18 protein-coding genes are annotated in these 18,460 nt (G+C 51.3%); 6 read left to right on the forward strand and 12 right to left on the reverse strand.

The annotated features are described in order from the left end of the window. Window positions 1-311 precede the first annotated feature (311 nt). Together gap and J0A65_RS15810 are read left to right on the forward strand one after the other, a co-directional pair. Entirely contained in the window at window positions 312-1,319 is a 1,008-nt protein-coding gene (gene gap / locus J0A65_RS15805) for a type I glyceraldehyde-3-phosphate dehydrogenase (RefSeq protein ID WP_206595292.1), read from the forward strand. A 177-nt stretch (window positions 1,320-1,496) separates the two neighbouring features. Continuing rightward, window positions 1,497-2,324 (forward strand): D-hexose-6-phosphate mutarotase, encoded by an 828-nt coding sequence (locus J0A65_RS15810; RefSeq protein WP_206595293.1) that lies wholly within the window; start codon window positions 1,497-1,499, stop codon window positions 2,322-2,324. Between the two features lie 45 nt (window positions 2,325-2,369). Here the strand turns inward: J0A65_RS15810 and J0A65_RS15815 are convergent, their stop codons facing one another. The 5 genes from J0A65_RS15815 to zwf are packed head-to-tail and all read right to left on the reverse strand — an operon-like array spanning window position 2,370 to window position 8,003. After that, complete coding sequence (locus J0A65_RS15815; protein WP_206595294.1) at window positions 2,370-3,032, reverse strand: bifunctional 4-hydroxy-2-oxoglutarate aldolase/2-dehydro-3-deoxy-phosphogluconate aldolase; 663 nt, start codon at window positions 3,030-3,032, stop codon at window positions 2,370-2,372. A gap of 5 nt (window positions 3,033-3,037) precedes the next feature. Further along, window positions 3,038-3,991, reverse strand: a complete 954-nt coding sequence (locus tag J0A65_RS15820) for a glucokinase (protein WP_206595295.1) — start codon at window positions 3,989-3,991, stop codon at window positions 3,038-3,040. Then, the gene (edd, locus tag J0A65_RS15825) at window positions 3,988-5,817 is read right to left on the reverse strand and encodes a phosphogluconate dehydratase (protein ID WP_206595296.1); all 1,830 of its coding nucleotides are present in this window, start codon (window positions 5,815-5,817) and stop codon (window positions 3,988-3,990) included. Before edd ends, J0A65_RS15820 begins: the two co-directional genes overlap by 4 nt. A gap of 9 nt (window positions 5,818-5,826) precedes the next feature. Beyond that, window positions 5,827-6,513, reverse strand: a complete 687-nt coding sequence (gene pgl / locus J0A65_RS15830) for a 6-phosphogluconolactonase (protein WP_206595297.1) — start codon at window positions 6,511-6,513, stop codon at window positions 5,827-5,829. Beyond that, window positions 6,510-8,003 carry a glucose-6-phosphate dehydrogenase gene (gene zwf, locus J0A65_RS15835; RefSeq protein WP_206595298.1) on the reverse strand — a complete coding sequence of 498 codons (1,494 nt, stop codon included), beginning with the start codon at window positions 8,001-8,003 and terminating at the stop codon, window positions 6,510-6,512. Before zwf ends, pgl begins: the two co-directional genes overlap by 4 nt. Window positions 8,004-8,252: 249 nt before the next feature. Between zwf and J0A65_RS15840 the strand changes: the two genes are divergently transcribed. Together J0A65_RS15840 and pyk are read left to right on the forward strand one after the other, a co-directional pair. Beyond that, a complete protein-coding gene (locus tag J0A65_RS15840; protein WP_206595299.1) occupies window positions 8,253-9,104 on the forward strand; it encodes a MurR/RpiR family transcriptional regulator in 852 nt (283 codons plus the stop codon). Between the two features lie 216 nt (window positions 9,105-9,320). After that, the gene (pyk, locus tag J0A65_RS15845; RefSeq protein ID WP_206595300.1) at window positions 9,321-10,757 is read left to right on the forward strand and encodes a pyruvate kinase; all 1,437 of its coding nucleotides are present in this window, start codon (window positions 9,321-9,323) and stop codon (window positions 10,755-10,757) included. A 60-nt stretch (window positions 10,758-10,817) separates the two neighbouring features. On the opposite strand, the gene J0A65_RS15850 is transcribed toward pyk, so the two are convergent. From J0A65_RS15850 to J0A65_RS15880, 7 genes are all read right to left on the reverse strand, one after another. Continuing rightward, window positions 10,818-11,111: a DUF6122 family protein gene (locus J0A65_RS15850; RefSeq protein WP_206595301.1), complete on the reverse strand. Its 294-nt coding sequence runs from the start codon at window positions 11,109-11,111 to the stop codon at window positions 10,818-10,820. Then, on the reverse strand, window positions 11,111-12,040 hold the full coding sequence (locus tag J0A65_RS15855; protein WP_206595302.1) for a DMT family transporter: 930 nt from the start codon (window positions 12,038-12,040) through the stop codon (window positions 11,111-11,113). Before J0A65_RS15855 ends, J0A65_RS15850 begins: the two co-directional genes overlap by 1 nt. A gap of 73 nt (window positions 12,041-12,113) precedes the next feature. Beyond that, complete coding sequence (rluB, locus tag J0A65_RS15860; protein WP_206595303.1) at window positions 12,114-12,962, reverse strand: 23S rRNA pseudouridine(2605) synthase RluB; 849 nt, start codon at window positions 12,960-12,962, stop codon at window positions 12,114-12,116. Between the two features lie 86 nt (window positions 12,963-13,048). Beyond that, window positions 13,049-13,639, reverse strand: coding sequence for an SMC-Scp complex subunit ScpB (scpB, locus tag J0A65_RS15865; protein ID WP_206595304.1), 591 nt, complete (start codon window positions 13,637-13,639; stop codon window positions 13,049-13,051). Continuing rightward, a complete protein-coding gene (locus J0A65_RS15870; RefSeq protein WP_206595305.1) occupies window positions 13,620-14,486 on the reverse strand; it encodes a segregation and condensation protein A in 867 nt (288 codons plus the stop codon). The genes scpB and J0A65_RS15870 overlap by 20 nt, the downstream gene beginning before the upstream one ends. Then, a complete protein-coding gene (locus J0A65_RS15875; RefSeq protein ID WP_206595306.1) occupies window positions 14,479-15,099 on the reverse strand; it encodes an L-threonylcarbamoyladenylate synthase in 621 nt (206 codons plus the stop codon). Before J0A65_RS15875 ends, J0A65_RS15870 begins: the two co-directional genes overlap by 8 nt. A 79-nt stretch (window positions 15,100-15,178) precedes the next feature. Then, a complete protein-coding gene (locus J0A65_RS15880; protein ID WP_206595307.1) occupies window positions 15,179-16,030 on the reverse strand; it encodes a PHP domain-containing protein in 852 nt (283 codons plus the stop codon). Between the two features lie 247 nt (window positions 16,031-16,277). Between J0A65_RS15880 and J0A65_RS15885 the strand changes: the two genes are divergently transcribed. Together J0A65_RS15885 and J0A65_RS15890 are read left to right on the forward strand one after the other, a co-directional pair. Further along, window positions 16,278-17,867, forward strand: coding sequence for an anthranilate synthase component 1 (locus tag J0A65_RS15885; protein ID WP_206595308.1), 1,590 nt, complete (start codon window positions 16,278-16,280; stop codon window positions 17,865-17,867). Beyond that, on the forward strand, window positions 17,864-18,460 hold the full coding sequence (locus J0A65_RS15890; protein ID WP_206595309.1) for an aminodeoxychorismate/anthranilate synthase component II: 597 nt from the start codon (window positions 17,864-17,866) through the stop codon (window positions 18,458-18,460). Before J0A65_RS15885 ends, J0A65_RS15890 begins: the two co-directional genes overlap by 4 nt.

Below are 18,460 nucleotides of genomic sequence, written 5' to 3' on the forward strand. Positions count from 1 at the left end.
TTCACGCTAACAGACTGTTTTGCTGAGTGAAAGGTCTGCTGACTTGGATGCAAAACCCGTCTCGTGCGAAAAGTGGCTGTGGCGTTGCCAGGCAACTCCGTTACGTTATGCCTGGCCGCTAGCCAGAGCATGAACGGATACCAGACTACAAGCTAGTTAAGAATTACAGGCTAGTCTATGGGAATACGATTGCATTAATATTTTTTTGTAATTTAACAACAATACAAGGATGAAGCTTTGCCTTGTCGTTCAGTTTGATCCATAATTTCTGTAATTAAATTTCAACAAGTGCAAAAAAGCCGAGGAATGTCATGACCATCAAAGTTGCCATTAACGGATTCGGACGTATAGGTCGCAACGTACTGCGCGCCCTGTACGAATCAGAAAAACACTACGACCTGAAAATCGTTGCCATCAACGACCTGGGTGATGCCTCTATCAATGCGCATCTGGTTAAATATGACACCGCACATGGTCGCTTTGCTGCTTCTGTTCGTCATGACGACGAAGCCATCTATGTCAATGATGACAAAATTAACATCTATTCAGAGCGTAACCCGGCAGACCTGCCTTGGGGAGAGCTGGGTATTGATGTGGTGTTCGAATGTACAGGTTTGTTCACCAAGAAAGCCGACGCCGAAGCACATATTAAAGCTGGTGCGCGTAAAGTCCTGATTTCAGCCCCTGGCACCGATGTCGATGCCACAGTGGTCTATGGGGTGAACCATGATGTGTTGACCGGTGATATGACGGTTATCTCTAACGCATCTTGCACTACTAACTGTCTGGCGCCCATCGCCAAGCCTTTGTATGACGCACTGGGTATCGAAAGCGGTTTGATGACCACCATTCACGCTTATACCAACGACCAGCGTTTGAGTGACGTGTATCACACCGATGTGCGCCGTGCCCGTGCAGCGGCTATGTCTATGATCCCATCAAAAACCGGTGCGGCAGCTGCCGTAGGTTTAGTGGTACCTGAGCTGAAAGGTAAGTTCGATGGCATGTCAGTGCGCGTTCCTGTTATTAACGTATCTCTGGTTGATCTGAATTTTATCGCCGGTCGTGAAACCAGCGTTGCAGAAGTTAACGAGATCATCGCCAAAGCTGCTGCAACCGCGCCTATGAGCGAAGTGTTGAATGTAAACGAGCAGCCTCTGGTTTCCGTTGACTTCAACCACATTCCTTATTCGTCAGTGTTCGACGCCACCCAAACTAAAGTTCAAGGTAAGCTGGTGAAAGTCATGTCTTGGTATGACAACGAATGGGGCTTCAGCAACCGTATGCTGGATAATGCTCAATACTGGCTTAGCCTGTAACCCTGAGATATCCTCAAGGCAGCCACCCGGCTGCCTTTTTTATATCCAGGGATGGATGGTATGTCGATGTTGCAAGGAGCTTTCATCGACCATGTCAGGGAATGACGGTATATCGAAGTAAAAAGGAATAGTTGTCAGCTTTATTTATGCGTTTTTGGCCAGGTAGAAGGAGCCGCAGTGAAACTTTCCACCCATGTTTTTCAACGAATCTCCGATCAGGGTATGCCCATTATCAGTGTGGATAATCCACAGGCCAGTCTGGAGCTGTCGTTGTTTGGTGGCCATGTACTCAGTTACATGCCCAAAAGAGACAATCGCCAACGATTGTGGATGAGTCCTAAGGCCGTGATGGATGGCAGCAAGGCCATACGTGGCGGCATTCCTGTCTGCTGGCCATGGTTTGGTGCCGCAGCAGAACCCGCCCATGGTTTTGTGCGAGACCAAATGTGGCAAGTCCTACGCGTAGATGACGACAATGATCTTACCCGCATTCAACTACAGCCTGAGTTTAGCCATTTGGCAGGCGGCGGGCAGTTGGAACTCATGTTGGAACTACTGATTGGTGAACAGCTGACCCTTAATCTTGTCACGCACAACCGCCAATCTAAGTCTTTGCGCTTTGGTGGCGCCCTGCACAGTTATTTTCGCGTAAAACACATCGATCAGGTGGTGGTTGATGGTTTATCCGGTGCTTACATGGATAAGGTCGCTAATCGTTTAGTGGAAGAGACGCCCAGCCCCTATGTTATTACACAGGAAACCGACCGAATTCAGTTAAATGCCGTGTCTGACGTCCATATCCGTGAGGCCGGGCAGCAAACAGCGATTGGATTCAGTGGACACGACAGCATTGTGGTTTGGAACCCGTGGCAGGATAAAAGCGCGCAAATGGGCGATATGACAACAGATGGTTACCAGCAGATGCTCTGTATTGAAGCAGCAATTACACAAGGCATAGAGTTGGCCCCAGGACACAGCCACACCCTGACACAAATCATTCGCTAAAAAATAAAGCCGGCTGTTGCCGGCTTTGTTTTATTGTCTTTTTGCTTAGGCTGACGCACTGTCTACCGCGGCGGCACCTTTCACCGCTTGGCTAGCCAACTCAGTGATCTTGGCCCAGTTACCCTCAGCCACCACATCATCAGGGGCCAACCATGAACCACCTACGCAACGCACATTCGGCAGCGCCAGGTAATCCAAATAATTATTTGCACCTATACCACCGGTTGGGCAGAACACCACATCCGGGAAGGGGCCACCAATAGATTTTAATGCTTTAATGCCACCAGACGCTTCGGCCGGGAAGAATTTAAAATGGGTATAGCCCAAATCACGGCCTTTCATCAGCTCAGAAATTGAAGAAATTCCTGGGATCAAGGCGATTTTAGAGGCATTTCCGGCTTCCAACAGTTCAGTTGTCAGTCCTGGGCTGATAGCAAACTTTGCCCCGGCTTCGGCCACTTGCTTAAGCTGCGCAGCATTAGTCACAGTGCCGGCCCCAATTAAGGCTTCAGGTACTTTGTCAGCAATCTCACGGATCACGTCAATGGCGGCTGGCGTACGCAGTGTCACTTCCAGCACACGAATGCCACCATCAATCAAGGCTTTGGCCAAGGGCACGGCATGCGCCACATCTTTGATCACCAGCACAGGTACCACAGGTCCTTGAGCGAACAGTTGCTCGGAAGAAATCATCCAATCTTTAGTCATCGAGATTAACCTTTAAAATGCTGGGTCAAGTAAGCGGCCGTGCCAATCAGGCCGTGATCCGGTTCAGTAATTACAAATGTGGGAATGGCTGCCACATAGTCTTTGAAACGCCCTTTTGCTTCAAAACGCTGACGGAATTCACTGTCACGTAAGAAATCAACAAAGCGCGGCACTATGCCCCCGGCGATATATACACCGCCAAAAGTGGCCAGATTCAACGCCAAATTGCCACCGAAGCTGCCCATCACCCGACAAAACTGCTGCAGTGTCGCCAGACACAACTGACATTCACCACTTAAGGCTTTTTGCGTGATATCAGCAGGCTCGCTAAGCTCAGCGTTCTGCCCCGCGTGTTCAGCCAGGGCCTGATAGACCTGCACCAAACCGCGACCAGAGAGGATCTCCTCGGCAGATGCATGGCCATGTTTTTTATTCAAGAAGCGCCAGATAACCAAGTCCAGCTCGTCGATGGGGGCGAAGTCCACATGACCGCCTTCGCCATCCAGGCACTGCCAACCGCTTTCGATAGCAGTCAGATGACCGACACCTAAACCTGTACCAGGGCCGAACACCGCAATATTCTGTCCAGCCTGCGCCTGGCCGCCACCGATTTGTACCTTCTGCTCGTCGGTCAACACTGGCAGCGACATGGCAATGGCGGTGTAATCATTAATCACTTCCAGACAATCCAAGGCCAGCTCAGCTTTCAGGGCCGACTTGGAAAACTGCCAGTTGTGGTTGGTCATTTTGATCAGGTCTTTGTCTACCGGACAGGCAATGGCAATACAACCTGCGGCAAACTTAAGCGCTGGAAAGTTTTGTGTATAAGCACGAATGGCATCGGCGATAGTGGCATAGTCATTACACAGATACTTTTTAACCTGTGTAATCTGACCGTCAACCACTTGCGCCAGGCGAATATTAGTGCCGCCTACGTCTGCCACAAATTGGGCTGTCATAGCGCTTGTACCTGCTTAACAAACAAGGAACAGGCGCCCTCTTCGGCACCGGTTAAGCTGGCGCGCATACCGGCAAACAGCTCACGCCCCATACCTTGTAAGTGGTTGTCCAAGGACGCCAACTTCGTCTCGCGACGAGCCAATTCAGCGTCATCTACCAATAGGGTCAGTTCACCATTTTCGGCATTCAGCTCAATGATGTCGCCGTCCTGGACCTTGGCCAGCAGTCCGCCGTCATAAGCTTCTGGGGTTACATGGATAGCTGCTGGGACCTTACCTGACGCGCCTGACATACGGCCGTCGGTGACCAGGGCGACCTGATAACCACGGTCTTGCAACACACCAAGAGGTGGTGTCAGGCGGTGTAATTCGGGCATACCAATGGCTTTTGGCCCTTGGAAACGCACCACCACGATACAGTCTCTGTCCAACTCACCGGCTTTGAAGGCGCGATCCAGGTCAAACTGGTCTTCAAACACCACAGCCGGGGCTTTGATATGGGTTTTACCATCGCGCAGTGCCGAGGTTTTAATTACGCCGCGGCCCAGATTCCCGTTCAGTACCGCCAGACCACCGTCAGGTTTAAACGGCGTACTCACCGATGAGAATACCGAGGTATCCAGGGAGGTTTTCGGGCCGTCTTTCCATACCAGTTCACCGTTTTCCAGCGCTGGCTCTTTGGTGTACTGCTCCAGGCCTTTGCCGCAGATAGTGTTAACATCGTTATGCAACAAGCCGGCATCCAGCAGCTCACGGAACAGCAGTGCCATACCGCCAGCCGCCACAAAGTGGTTTATGTCGGCCGAGCCGTTGGGGTAAATACGGGTCAGCAGAGGTACCGCATTGGAAATATCAGAGAAGTCATCCCAGTTAATCAGGTAGCCCGCTGCACGTGCCACTGCGACCAAATGCATAGTGTGGTTAGTTGAACCACCGGTTGCCAGCAGTGCCACCAGGCCATTGACGATACTCTTGGCATCGACAATATGGCCAATAGGCATGTAGTTATCACCCAGGTCGGTCAAACGAGTCGCCTGTACTGCCGCAGCACGGGTCAGGGCATCACGTAGCGGCGTGCCTGGATTGACAAAGGATGAACCTGGCAAATGCAAGCCCATCACTTCGACCACCAACTGGTTACTGTTGGCGGTACCATAGAAGGTACAAGTACCGGCACTGTGATAAGACTTAGATTCAGCTTCCAGCAACTCTTCACGGGTTGCCTTGCCTTCAGCATAGGCCTGACGTACCCGGGCTTTTTCCTTATTCGGAATACCGGAAGGCATGGGGCCGGCCGGCACAAACACGGTTGGCAGGTGACCAAAGGCCAGCGAGCCAATCAGTAATCCAGGCACGATCTTGTCACAGATCCCCAGCATCAGTGCTGAATCAAACATATTGTGAGAAAGTGCCACAGCCGTAGATTGCGCGATCACGTCACGGCTCATCAGGCTGAGATCCATACCAGGGTTACCTTGTGTCACGCCGTCGCACATGGCAGGTACGCCACCGGCAAACTGCGCCACACTGCCCACCTCAAGAATCGCTTCCTTAATTAACTGCGGATAGCTTTCATAAGGTTGGTGCGCGGATAACATGTCATTGTAAGAAGATATAATGGCCACGTTAGCTTTAGTCATACTGCGCAAGCTGGCTTTGTCGTCGCTGTTACAGGCGGCAAAACCGTGCGCCAGGTTGCCACAAGACAACACGCCGCGATGCGGCCCCTGACGACGGGCTTTTTCAATTTTGGCCAGATACTCAGCGCGCGTCGCTTTGCTTCGCTCAATAATGCGCTCGGTAACTTCCTGGATGGTGGGATGCATAGTTCTCTCCTAGGGTGCCCACACCAATTCCACATCGGCACGTTTCAGTACCGCGCGTATGGGCATCTCAAATTCATCTGTACCGGCCAGTGCCTGATTAAGCACGACCTTCTTGCCTTCACCGGTCAGGTGTAAAAATATCTTTCGGCTATCCAGCAGCGCGGCCAGAGACAACGACATACGCCAATGAGGCGCTGTGGTTGGCTGTACGGCCAAATATGGCTGTGGATAGTTGAGATCCAGCCCCTGCGCAATTTGCGCTGAACATGGGAACAAGGATGCGGTATGCCCGTCTTCGCCCATGCCCAAGATCACGACATCAAAAGGCACTGGAATCTGTTTAATTTCGCTTACGCAGCCTGCCACACCTTGCTCGGCACTGTCGGCAGCGTTTTTCAAACCAACAAAGCGCGCCGCTGCGGCTTTGTTTTTAAGTAAATGGCCACGCACCATCTTCTCATTGCTGGCGTCATCCGAGGCATCCACCCAGCGCTCATCGGCGAGGCTGATCACCACCTTGGACCAATCCAGGTCTTGTTCAGACAGCTGGGCAAACATCCCCTGTGGGGTACGGCCACCAGACACAATCAAGCTGGCATTGCCGCGCGCGGCAATACCTTCGCGCAGCACGTCGGCAATTTTTGCAGCGAAGCCGCTATTTAACGCGTCTACCGACGGGAAGTTAGACTCTATCATCTCTTACTTCCTAGCTTGCTTTCATACCAAGCGCGACCATCGCGAGCCATCAAAGCGATAGACGCAACAGGTCCCCAGGTACCCGCCTGATAAGGCTCAGGTGGCTCGTTGCTGCTTTCCCAGGCACCGATAATGCTGTCAACCCAGGTCCAGGCTTGTTCGATTTCATCACGACGCACAAACAGCGCTTGGTTACCTATCATCACTTCAAGCAGCAGCTTTTCGTAAGCATCGGCAATACGCTCATCACCGAAGGTTTCCGAGAAACTCAGGTTCAACTTGGATTTTTGCAGGTTCATGGAACTGGAACCGGTCAAGCCTGGCACCTTGTTCATCACGGTGATTTCCACCCCTTCATCTGGCTGCAAACGGATGGTCAGCTTATTCGGTGGCAGTTTGGCAAAACTGTCTTTGAACAAGTTATGCGGCTGCGGCTTAAAGTAGATAGCAATTTCGCTGACCTTAGTCGGCATACGCTTGCCTGTGCGCAAATAGAAGGGCACACCCGCCCAGCGCCAGTTATCCACTTCCACTTTCAGTGCAACAAAGGTCTCTGTTTCACTTTTTTGGTTGGCATCCGGCTCATCCAGGTAACCCGGGACTTCTTTACCTTTAACAAAACCACCGGTGTACTGACCACGAACGGTCTTCTCGCTGATATTGCCGCTGTTGATGGGGCGCAGCGCTTTAAGTACTTTGAGCTTTTCGTCACGAATGCTGTCAGCATCCAATGTCGTTGGCGGCTCCATGGCAATCAGGGTCAGAATCTGCAACAGGTGGTTTTGCACCATGTCACGCATTTGTCCCGCTTCGTCAAAGTAACCCCAGCGCCCTTCGATACCTACGGACTCAGCCACACTGATCTGTACATGATCGATACAGTTGTGGTCCCAGTTGGTAGCAAAAATACTGTTGGCGAAACGCAGGGCAATAAGGTTCAGTACCGTTTCTTTACCCAAATAGTGGTCGATGCGGTAAATCTGATTCTCGTTAAAATACTCAGCAACTTGGTTGTTGATGACTTTGGACGTTGCCAGGTCATGACCTATGGGCTTTTCCAGCACCACACGCATACTTGGGTCAATAATGCCGGCTTCATTCAAGCCTTTACAGATATCGCCATAAATAGAAGGCGGAGTAGCCAAATAACAGACCATAGTGCGGGCTGCATTAACATGGCTTTTGAACGAGTCGTAGCTTTTCGCATCCTGCATATCCAGACAAACATAGTCCAGCTTGGCAGAGAAACGGTTCCAGGTATTCTCACACAGTGTTTCACCGCTGAATTTCTCAATATTTTCCCGGACCATGGCTACGTATTCCTCGTCACTATGCTCGTGACGCGCTACGCCGATAATCTTGGTATCACTGTGTACCAGATTCGCTTTTTCAAGCTGGTATAAAGATGGTAAGAGTTTGCGACGTGCCAGGTCCCCTTTGGTACCAAAGATCACAAAGTCGCAAGGTTCAACAGTATTTTCCAACACCATGTGGTTTCAACCCGATTAAAATAAAATCAAAAAAATTACCAAAACGCGGTAAATTTACTAAATAACCATCGGTTGACTTGGTAAACTTCCCGTTAGTAAACATCAAATGTAGTAAAATTACAACTTGACTTGTAAGTTTTTACGCAGGCCTGCCAAGCATTCCCACGAAAGTGGGCGAAAAAGCTAGCAAATCTGTCAAAAACTTACAAAAATAGACTCTTACAATTATAAGTAGATTCTGCAGCGCCTATGAACATTCTTGAAAAAATCAGCCAAAGCCAAGCCTTGTTCAGCAAGTCTGAACGTAAAGTCGCGGAAGTTATTATGGCCAACCCGCAGACGGCCATACACTCCAGCATTGCCACGCTGGCCAAGATGTCTAATGTCAGCGAGCCCACCGTTAACCGGTTTTGTCGCCGCCTGGACACCAAGGGATTCCCCGACTTTAAACTGCACCTGGCGCAAAGTCTGGCCAATGGTACACCCTATGTGAACCGTCACGTTGAGGAATCCGACGGGCCGGATGAGTATACCAAGAAGATATTCGAATCTACTATGGCTGCGCTGGAAGTTGCGCGCCAATCTCTGGACGTCAATATCATCAACCGCGTGGTGGACTTGCTTACCCAGGCGCAGAAGATTTCATTCTTCGGCCTCGGTGCGTCTGCCTCGGTAGCCCATGACGCCCTGAATAAGTTTTTCCGTTTCAATGTACCTGTGGTGTATTTCGATGACATTCTGATGCAGCGCATGAGCTGTATGAACAGCTCAGAAGAAGATGTGGTGGTGCTGATTTCTCACACCGGCCGCACCAAAAGCCTGGTTGAAATCGCTCAGATTGCCCGTGGTAATGATGCCACGGTAATAGGTATTACCTCCAAAGACAGCCCTCTGGCGAAAGAGTGTAGCCTGGTTATTTCATTGGATGTGCCAGAAGACACTGATATGTACATGCCAATGGCATCACGTATCGCCCAATTAACCCTGATTGATGTACTAGCAACTGGCTTTACCTTGCGTCGCGGTACCAAATTCCGTGAGAACCTCAAACGAGTGAAAGACACCCTGCGCGAGTCCCGATACGACAAAAAACAGGGTTAACAGGTAAAGGTGTTGGTTAACCGCCAACGCCAGGCCAATTCTGGCGAGCCTGTAGCTGTTCCTACCAGATATTCTGTTAAAAAGTTTCACAGGCAACATGTTTTTCGCTAGAATTCTGTAATAAAATTACAGCAATAAGTGCTGTACACTGTCCTTCAGAGATCCAACTGGGTCGGACCATTAGCCCGACCTGCCAAAAAGCGAGCGAATCAAAACATGTTAAGAAGAACCAAGATCGTTGCGACACTGGGCCCCGCCACCGACACAGATGAAAGAATTGAAGCCGTTATTGCCGCCGGCACTAACGTAGTGCGTATGAACTTCTCCCATGGCACCGCCGAAGATCACATTAATCGCGCTAAGCGGGTTCGCGCAGCTGCTAAGCGATTGGGTAAGTACATTGCCATTTTAGGCGACTTACAAGGTCCCAAAATCCGTGTAGCCAAATTTGCTAATGGCCCGGTTGATCTCGCGGTAGGTGCAAATTTTATTCTGGATGCCGATCTTGGCCGTGATGAAGGCGATCAGCAGCAAGTGGGTATCGATTACAAAGCCCTGCCTCAAGACGTTAACCCTGGTGATATTCTGCTGTTAGATGACGGACGTATTCAACTACAGGTGACAGAAGTGGTGGGTAATAAGGTACACACCAAAGTGACCGTTGGTGGCAAGTTGTCCAACAACAAAGGCATTAACCGCCAAGGTGGCGGATTGTCAGCCGAAGCCCTGACAGACAAAGATAAAGAAGATATTAAAACCGCGGCGTTGATGGGCGTGGATTACCTGGCGGTGTCTTTCCCCAGAAATGGCGATGATCTGCGCTATGCCCGTCAACTGGCCGAAGCGGCAGGTTGCCATGCCAAAATTTGCGCCAAGGTAGAGCGTGCTGAAACTGTTGCCAGCGATGAAGCTATCGATGACATCATTTTAGCCAGTGACGCCGTGATGGTAGCCCGTGGCGATCTGGGTGTGGAAATCGGTGACGCCGAATTGGTCGGTGTACAGAAGAAGTTGATCTCTCGCAGCCGCCAACTGAATAAAGTGGTGATCACTGCCACCCAGATGATGGAGTCGATGATTTCCAGCCCGCTACCAACCCGTGCCGAAGTGATGGACGTGGCGAACGCCGTGCTAGATGGTACCGATGCGGTAATGCTGTCGGCCGAAACTGCCGCCGGTCAATTCCCGGTGGAAACGGTAAAAGCCATGGCGCGTGTGTGTGAAGGGGCAGAAACTCACCCCAGCGTGAAAATATCCAAGCACCGTATCGACGAGCATTTCAGCTCAATCAGCGAAACCACAGCCCTATCAGCTGTGTATGCAGCTAACCACTTATCCAGCATCAAGGCCATTGTCGCCCTGACGGAAAGTGGCGGTACTGCGCGTTTGATGTCTCGTATTACCAGCAGCCTGCCAATTTATGGGTTATCCCGTCATCAGCAGTCTTTGAATGTGATGGCCTTGTATCGCGGCGTCAAGCCGGTGTACTTTGACTCTACAGGTAGCGTACCTGGTCAGTTGAAGAATGACGTGATTGCCTGTTTGCAAGAATTGAATCTGGTTGAGTCTGGCGATCAATTCATCATGACCTACGGCGATGAAATGGAAACCGAAGGGGCGACTAACGGCTGCAAAATTGTGGTTGTGCCCTAAGCATTTGATCAATGGCAGGTGGCCCAATAGGCTACCTGCCATATCTACCCTGTCCTTGCCTTAAAAATAGCAATCCTGCCAATCCAACAACATATGGATCACCAGTCCCACGCCAATCCAGCGCGTCTTGGGTAACAAAGCCAACACCCCATACAAGATAAACCACGGCCATTGATGCAAAGGGTGAAAGCCAATACTGCAGCGCTCAGGGTCATAAATGGGGGTCGCCAGTAAATGGTCAAGATCCACCAGCATAGTCAGCATCATAATAACAAAGGCGCTTCGCCACTGTTTACCGGCAAGGCTTAGAGCAATCAACAGCGGGATCAGGCCATGCAGCAGAATGTGCAGCATCAGTCTTTTTTCACTTTGGCCTTACCAGCAGCCGCTAACATGGAGCCAAGCATCACCATACCGGCGCCAATATAGGCCCATTTATCCAGTTCACTGGCGACAAAATGATCTGGCCAAATCCACACGGCCATTTCCATGCTGGCAAAGGTAAACAATGGAGCCAGTGCAATCACGGCGCTGACCTTAGAAGCATGCCAGACATTCAGCGCTTCGGTAAACGCACCGTAAGCCACTACGGTATTGGCGCAGCAGAACAACAGCGCAAACACCTGCAAGGTATTAAGCTGAGTTACCGAGGCCAGATCAGAAAACGGCAACAACGCCAGTCCACCGGCACAGTATAGAATCAGGGTCAGTTGTTTGGCGGTGACAGCTTTGAGTAACACCTTTTGCGACAAGGCGTACCAGGCCCAGGTGATAGACGCCACCACAATCAACAGTACACCCTGGGTGTATTCGCCCAATGAATTGAACAATACGGGCAAACGGTCATTAAAAAACAGCATCAGTCCGGACACCAGAATCAAAGCGCCCACGGTTTCCAGGCGGTTAAAATGCTCTTTGTAGATGATGATCCCACCTACCATTAACAGAAATGGAGCCAGTTGGATCACCACCTGAGCCGTTTCAGGATTCAGGTATTCCAGCCCTTGCAGGTAAAGTACATAGTTGGCAATCAGGCCTATGGCTGCGGCAGCGATCAAAAAGTTATTGCTGCGACTGATAGCGCGCATGGGAGGAAAAGCTTTGGCTTTGTATAGCATCAAACCCACCACCAGCGCCGCCGCAGTGAAGCGGTACCAGGTGATGCTGATGGCATCCATCACTTCCAGACAAAGCTTAAGCGCAACTGGCAACATGCCCCACAGCACCGCCGTAAGCAGTGCCAAGCCAAACCCATACCAATGCCTGACGACAACTGTTTGCATAACCGCTCCAACAAGGGTGTGTGCGACGGACAGGGGTGCCCGTCACTAAAGCGCCGCGAAAGCGGCCTATGGCTTACTGTTTTTTGTTTATCTGGTGCTTACGTACGGCACGACGCATACGGGATATGCGCACGTGATCCAGGCGCTTTTTATCCTCGGCGGCCAGCAAGGTTTCTTTTTCCGGAGGCAGCTTAGCGAGTTTACGCAAGGCGTTAACGTCCTTAAGCTGTAACTCAACCCAGGCACCTTGTGGCAGGCGCTTTTCTAATTCCATATCACCGTAACGTACGCGGATCAGACGACTAACTTTAACGTCCTGGGATTCCCACATACGGCGAACTTCGCGGTTACGACCTTCGCTTAAGGTGACATTAAACCACTGGTTCATGCTTTCATCATCACCTGGATGGCGACGAATAGTGGTAAATTTGGCATCCCCGTCTTCCAGCTTAACGCCGGTTTTCAGTCGACGAATCATGTCATCTGTCACTTCGCCAAATACGCGCACTGCGTACTCGCGTTCCACTTCATGACTGGGGTGCATCAGGCGGTTAGCCAGTTCACCATCGTTGGTAAACAGCAACAATCCGCTGGTGTTGATATCCAGACGACCAACGGCAATCCAGCGGCCTTGTTTAATGCGAGGAAGACGGTCAAAAACTGTGGAACGCCCTTGCGGGTCGCTACGACTGCAGAGTTCCCCTTCCGGCTTGTTGTACATCAACACCCGGCAAATGGGCTTCTCGGTTTGGATATCCAACAGCTTGCCATCAACCCGAATTTTGTCTTCGGCTTCAACCCGTTGACCCAGCGTGGCAAGTTGTCCATTAACAGACACCCGGCCTCCGGTAATCCACTTTTCCATCTCCCGACGGGATCCGACACCGGCATTGGCCAGTACCTTCTGCAGTTTTTCGCTCACGTGCGCCTCGCGTTCGCCATATTCCCAATGAACATTAGCGTTAAAAAGGCCGCTATTCTACTCGCCAAGCTGGTTATGCACCAGCCTTAGTGTAGCTCTTCGTTATCCAGTTTTTGCTCGCTATGCACTGCAGTAGGATCAGCAAGCGCAGCAAAGTCCAGTTCTGAGGGTAATTCGTCCAGATGGCCGAGGGAAAAGTAATCCAGAAAAGCTTTGGTTGTCGCATATAAGGCGGGGCGGCCCGGCACTTCTTTGTGCCCGACAACCTTAATCCAGCCTCGTTCGCTGAGGGTCTTAATGATATGTGAGCTGACCGATACCCCGCGTACATCTTCAATCTCGCCACGGGTGATGGGCTGGCGATAGGCAATCAATGCCAGAGTTTCCAGCAAGGCACGGGAATAACGGGGCGCTTGCTCCTGCCAAAGTTTGGACAGCCAAGGGGCCAGACTGTCCATGGACTGAAAACGATAGCCACTGGCCACTTTTACCAACTGCACGCCGCGGGGGCGATAATCCAGTTGCAGCTCATCCAGTATGCTTTTCAGACGTTTCTGACCGACGTTTAAATCCAGCAGCACGGTTTCTTGCAATCTCTCGGCACTAATGGGGGCATCGGCCACAAAAATAGCCGCTTCCACCAGTTGTTTTAGCTGCTCATTCGATATCCGCGCCATAGGCATCCTCCAGTTGTTGGCGGGCTTTTACATGGATCTGGGCATAGGGAGCAGCTTGTACCAGCTCAATCAGCGACTCTTTCACCAACTCCAGTACGGCCAGAAAGGTCACCACCACACCAGCCCGCCCCTCTTCCAGGGTAAACAAAGCAACAAAAGCGACAAACTGTTCTTCGCCATCCAGTCTTTCCAAGATGGCACTCATACGCTCCCTGGTAGAGAGTGCTTCGCGTTTAATATGGTGATGCTCAAAGGCAGCAGCACGCGTCAGTACATCCTGAAAACTCAATACCAATTCCTGCAACGTGACCGTAGGTAGAATACGGATGGGCTGACAATTATCACTGGTCTGGGCGCCCGCCAGGAAAAAGTCTCGCTCCTGACGCGGCAAGGTATCCAGCTCTTGAGCGGCCTGTTTAATGGCTTCGTATTCACGCAAGCGACGAATCAGCTCAGCTCTTGGGTCTTCCTCGTCCTCAGGCGCATCAGCTCGTCTGGGCAGCAGTACCCTGGACTTAATCTCAGCAAGAATGGCCGCCATCAGCAGATACTCACCGGCCAGCTCCAGTTTAAGGTCTTTCATGACCTCAACATATTCCATGTACTGACGGGTAATTTGTAGGACAGGTAGGCTGGCAATATCGAATTTTTGCTTGCGAATCAGATACAGCAATAAATCCAGAGGCCCTTCGAAGCTTTCCAGAATCACTTCCAGGGCGTCAGGGGGAATATACAGGTCTTCAGGCCTTTCCAGGAAGGCTTCGCCATGCACAAAGGCCAGTGGCAGCGGCTGCTGCACCGGCCCTCGGGTCAGATTGTCATTGGGTGGGTCCAGGGGCTCAGACAAAGGCGGAAACGTCTCCCTCACCTTCACGGATCACCACACATTCACCTTCGGAAAGATCCAGTACGGTGGTGGGATGTTCGCCAAGATGGCCACCATTTATGATCAGATCTACCTGCTTTTCCAGCATATCGCGGATAACTTCCGGGTCCGACTCGGCCACATGGTTACCAGGTAAAATCAGCGAGGTAGACATTAACGGCTCGCCCAATTCTTCGAGCAGCGCCAAGGCAATACGGTTATCCGGCACACGAATACCAATGGTTTTGCGCTTAGGGTGATGCAGGCGTTTCGGTACATCCTTGGTGGCCTTCAAAATAAAGGTATAGGCCCCAGGGGTGTTGTTTTTAATCTGCCGGAAGGCCTGATTATCTACTCTGGCGTACACCGACAATTCCGACATATCGCGACACATCAACGTAAAGTTATGATCTTTACCCAGCTCGCGAATACGAATAATACGCTCAAGAGCTTGCTTGTCGTCGAGATGACAACCTATGGCATAGCCAGAATCGGTGGGATACACCACCACGGCACCATTTTTTATCATATCCACAGCTTGCTTCATCAAGCGTTGTTGAGGGTTGTCCGGATGGACATAAAAAAACTGACTCATTCACTGGCTCAGTAAACACAGATACCCTAATGGTGGCATAAGTGATTGGCATGGCAAGCGCTTTTTGCGCTTTACCCGCTTACTCTGTAGCGCTTGCCGGTGCCGACCAGCTTTGCCAAACCGGCACTAACTCAGGATCCATCTGCAAGTTGCGACCAAGCTCCGTCCAGCGGCCGGGAAAATGGAAATCCGAACCCACAGAGGCTTGCAGTCCATATTCCTTGGCATAGCTGGCGAGCTGGCGCTTCATATCCGGCGCTAATTGCGGGTGGGTGACTTCCATCCCATGGCCACCCGACTGAGCAAAAAACACCAGCAAACGGCGCAACCATTTGGCAGATAAATCGTACCTGGCCGGATGGGCCAGCACGGCTTTGCCCCCCGCCTCCTGGATCCACTGAATAGCGTCGGGAATTTCCGGCCACTGTGGTTTAACAAAGGCGCGCTTGTCTTTACCCAGATACTTTCTAAACGCATCCTCATGGTCTTTTACCGCGCCCCGTTTAACCAGCGCCCTGGCAAAGTGGGAACGGGTTAATTGCCCTACGCCAGCCAGGGCTTTGGCGTCCGCATAGATGCCCTCAACACCGGCCTTAGCGAGCTTTTCCGCCATTTCCTGGGCACGCTTTTCACGCGCTTCGCTCTGGCCTGCTAAGCGCTCCAGCAGTTTGGGATCCTGGTGATTAAGATTCAGTCCCAGCACATGAATATCAAAGCCATGCCAACGGGTAGATATCTCTACCCCAGGGATCAGCCACAACGGCCTTTTTTGCGTTTGCTGGTAAACTTTAGCCTCTTCAATGGCGGCAACCGTATCATGGTCGGTTATGGCCAGCGCATCGAGCTGCATGTTATGCGCTCTGTCCACCAATTCACGGGGAGATAAGGCCCCATCAGAATGATGAGTGTGGCTGTGCAAATCTATTTTCATCTTTTCCCACATTGGCTATTGACAGGACATCTATTTTGTTTTCTTCTATAAAGCATCAAGATTATAACAATTTGGTACGAACAGCGTACCTCATTCAGGCAAAGAATCCATGAACATCAACGCAATCAACACAATTTGGTGGTGGCACAACCCGAACTAGCGGGCTGTGTGCGTTTGTGCTTGGAAAAGCATTCTGAAGGCCCGCATCTGCGGGCCTTTTTTGTTTTTATACTATCGGAACGGGAACATGAGTTTAGCGCAATTAAGTGAGCAACCAGGGAAGGTCGAGACCCTGATTGTCTCAAGCCAGTATCAGGCGAACCCTTTAAATCTCTATCAACAGCTGTGCCATAACAAGGCGAACAGCCTGTTGTTGGAATCGGCAGAAATCGACAGCAAAGACGACCTCAAAAGCCTGCTACTGGTCGATGCAGCCCTTAAACTCACCTGTCACGGCCACACAGTTACCGTGCAGGCGCTTACCGATAACGGTAAAGCCCTGTTGCCGCTGTTGGTCAGTCAAAGTCATGCCAGCCAGGTTCAACAAACCAGTGATGACGCACTGACACTGACTTTCGCTGCGGCTGACCGCCAACTGGATGAAGACAACCGCCTTAAAGCTAAATCGGTATTTGATAGCCTCCGCACCCTGGTCAATCAGGTGCAGCCACTGCGTCAGCATCCCCATGCGGTATTCCTCGGCGGTGCCTTTGCCTACGATTTACTGGCAGGTTTTGAAGCCCTGCCAGATGTGCCCAATGGCGCTAACAGCTGCCCGGACTTTGTGTTCTACCTGGCCGAAACGTTGATTCTGATAGACCATCAAACCCAGACTACCGATATCATCGGCAGCGTATTTTCGGGCAACAATGTGGCGCAAAATTACTTTGCTGTCAGCCAGCGCTTAGAGCAGCTTAACCAGCAACTAATACAAGGCGGCAGCTATCATCAGCAGGCTGTGCCCCGGGTCAGCCGCGAGCAGCTTAGCGTGGATAAAAGCGATGAGATCTATCAACAGGATGTACGCGCACTGAAAGAACATATTCTGGCCGGTGATATTTTTCAGGTTGTGCCGTCCAGAACGTTCAGCCTACCCTGCCCCGATCCGCACCTTGCCTACGCTAAACTCAAACAACAAAACCCCAGCCCTTATATGTTCTTCCTGCAAGATGAGGCTTTTTGTATTTTCGGTGCCTCACCTGAGTCGGCCCTCAAATACTGCAGCCAGAGCAATCAGGTAGAGGTTTATCCCATTGCCGGTACCCGACCACGGGGCTTTAATCCCAATGGCAGTATCAATATGGATCTGGATAGCCGCATCGAGCTGAACCTGCGCGAAGACGAAAAGGAAAAAGCCGAGCACCTGATGTTAGTGGATTTGGCCCGTAACGATATTGCCAGAGTGTCCGTACCCGGCAGTCGTTATGTGAAGGACTTACTCAAGGTCGACCGCTATTCACAGGTGATGCATCTGGTTTCCCGTGTAGTGGGTCAGCTTCGCCCGGATCTCGACGCACTGCACGCCTATCAAGCCTGTATGAATATGGGCACGCTGGTCGGTGCCCCCAAAGTATCCGCCGCCAGACTGATTCGTGAAGTAGAAAAACAGCGCCGAGGCAGCTATGGCGGCGCTGTAGGCTATCTGAACAGTCAGGGCGATATGGACACCTGCATCGTCATTCGCTCTGCTTTTGTGAAGCAAGGTACCGCCTACGTGCAGGCTGGCGCCGGTGTGGTGTATGACTCGGATCCGGTCAGCGAAGCCAATGAAACCCGCAGTAAAGCCCAGGCGGTACTGCGTGCCATTGTTGATGCGCATCAGGAGAAGTTGGCATGAACAAGCCCCACGTTTTTTTGCTCGATAACTTTGACTCTTTCACCTACAACCTGGTGGACGAAATGCGCTGTCTGGGCTTTGACCTGACCGTGTATCGTAACAATCTGGATGCCGAATTTATTTTCAATCAGATGCAGGCCTGCCAGGGCTATGCCTTGTTAATGCTCTCCCCTGGCCCAGGCACCCCCAGCGAAGCAGGTTGTATGCCGGCGCTTTTAAAGCTAGTGCAAGGGAAATTCCCGGTACTGGGCATTTGTCTTGGCCACCAGGCCATTGTTGAACACTATGGTGGTGAAGTGGGTCGTGCCGGCGAAGTAATGCATGGTAAATCCTCCGCCATCAACCACTGCCAGGACAAAATGTTCAAAACCCTGCCGCATCCGCTTCCCGTGGCTCGATATCACTCACTGATGGCCACCAAACTGGCCGAAGGGCTGGAGGTACTGGCCAATTATCAGCAGGTGCCTATGGCAGTCTACCAGGCACGAGACAATATGCTGGGCTTCCAATTCCACCCGGAGTCTATTTTAACCTCCCAGGGTAGTCAGTTGCTAACCCAAAGCATTGACTATCTGTGCAACCAACAAGGATAA

Source organism: Bowmanella yangjiangensis (genome assembly GCF_017255015.1).
GTDB lineage: Bacteria > Pseudomonadota > Gammaproteobacteria > Enterobacterales > Alteromonadaceae > Bowmanella > Bowmanella yangjiangensis.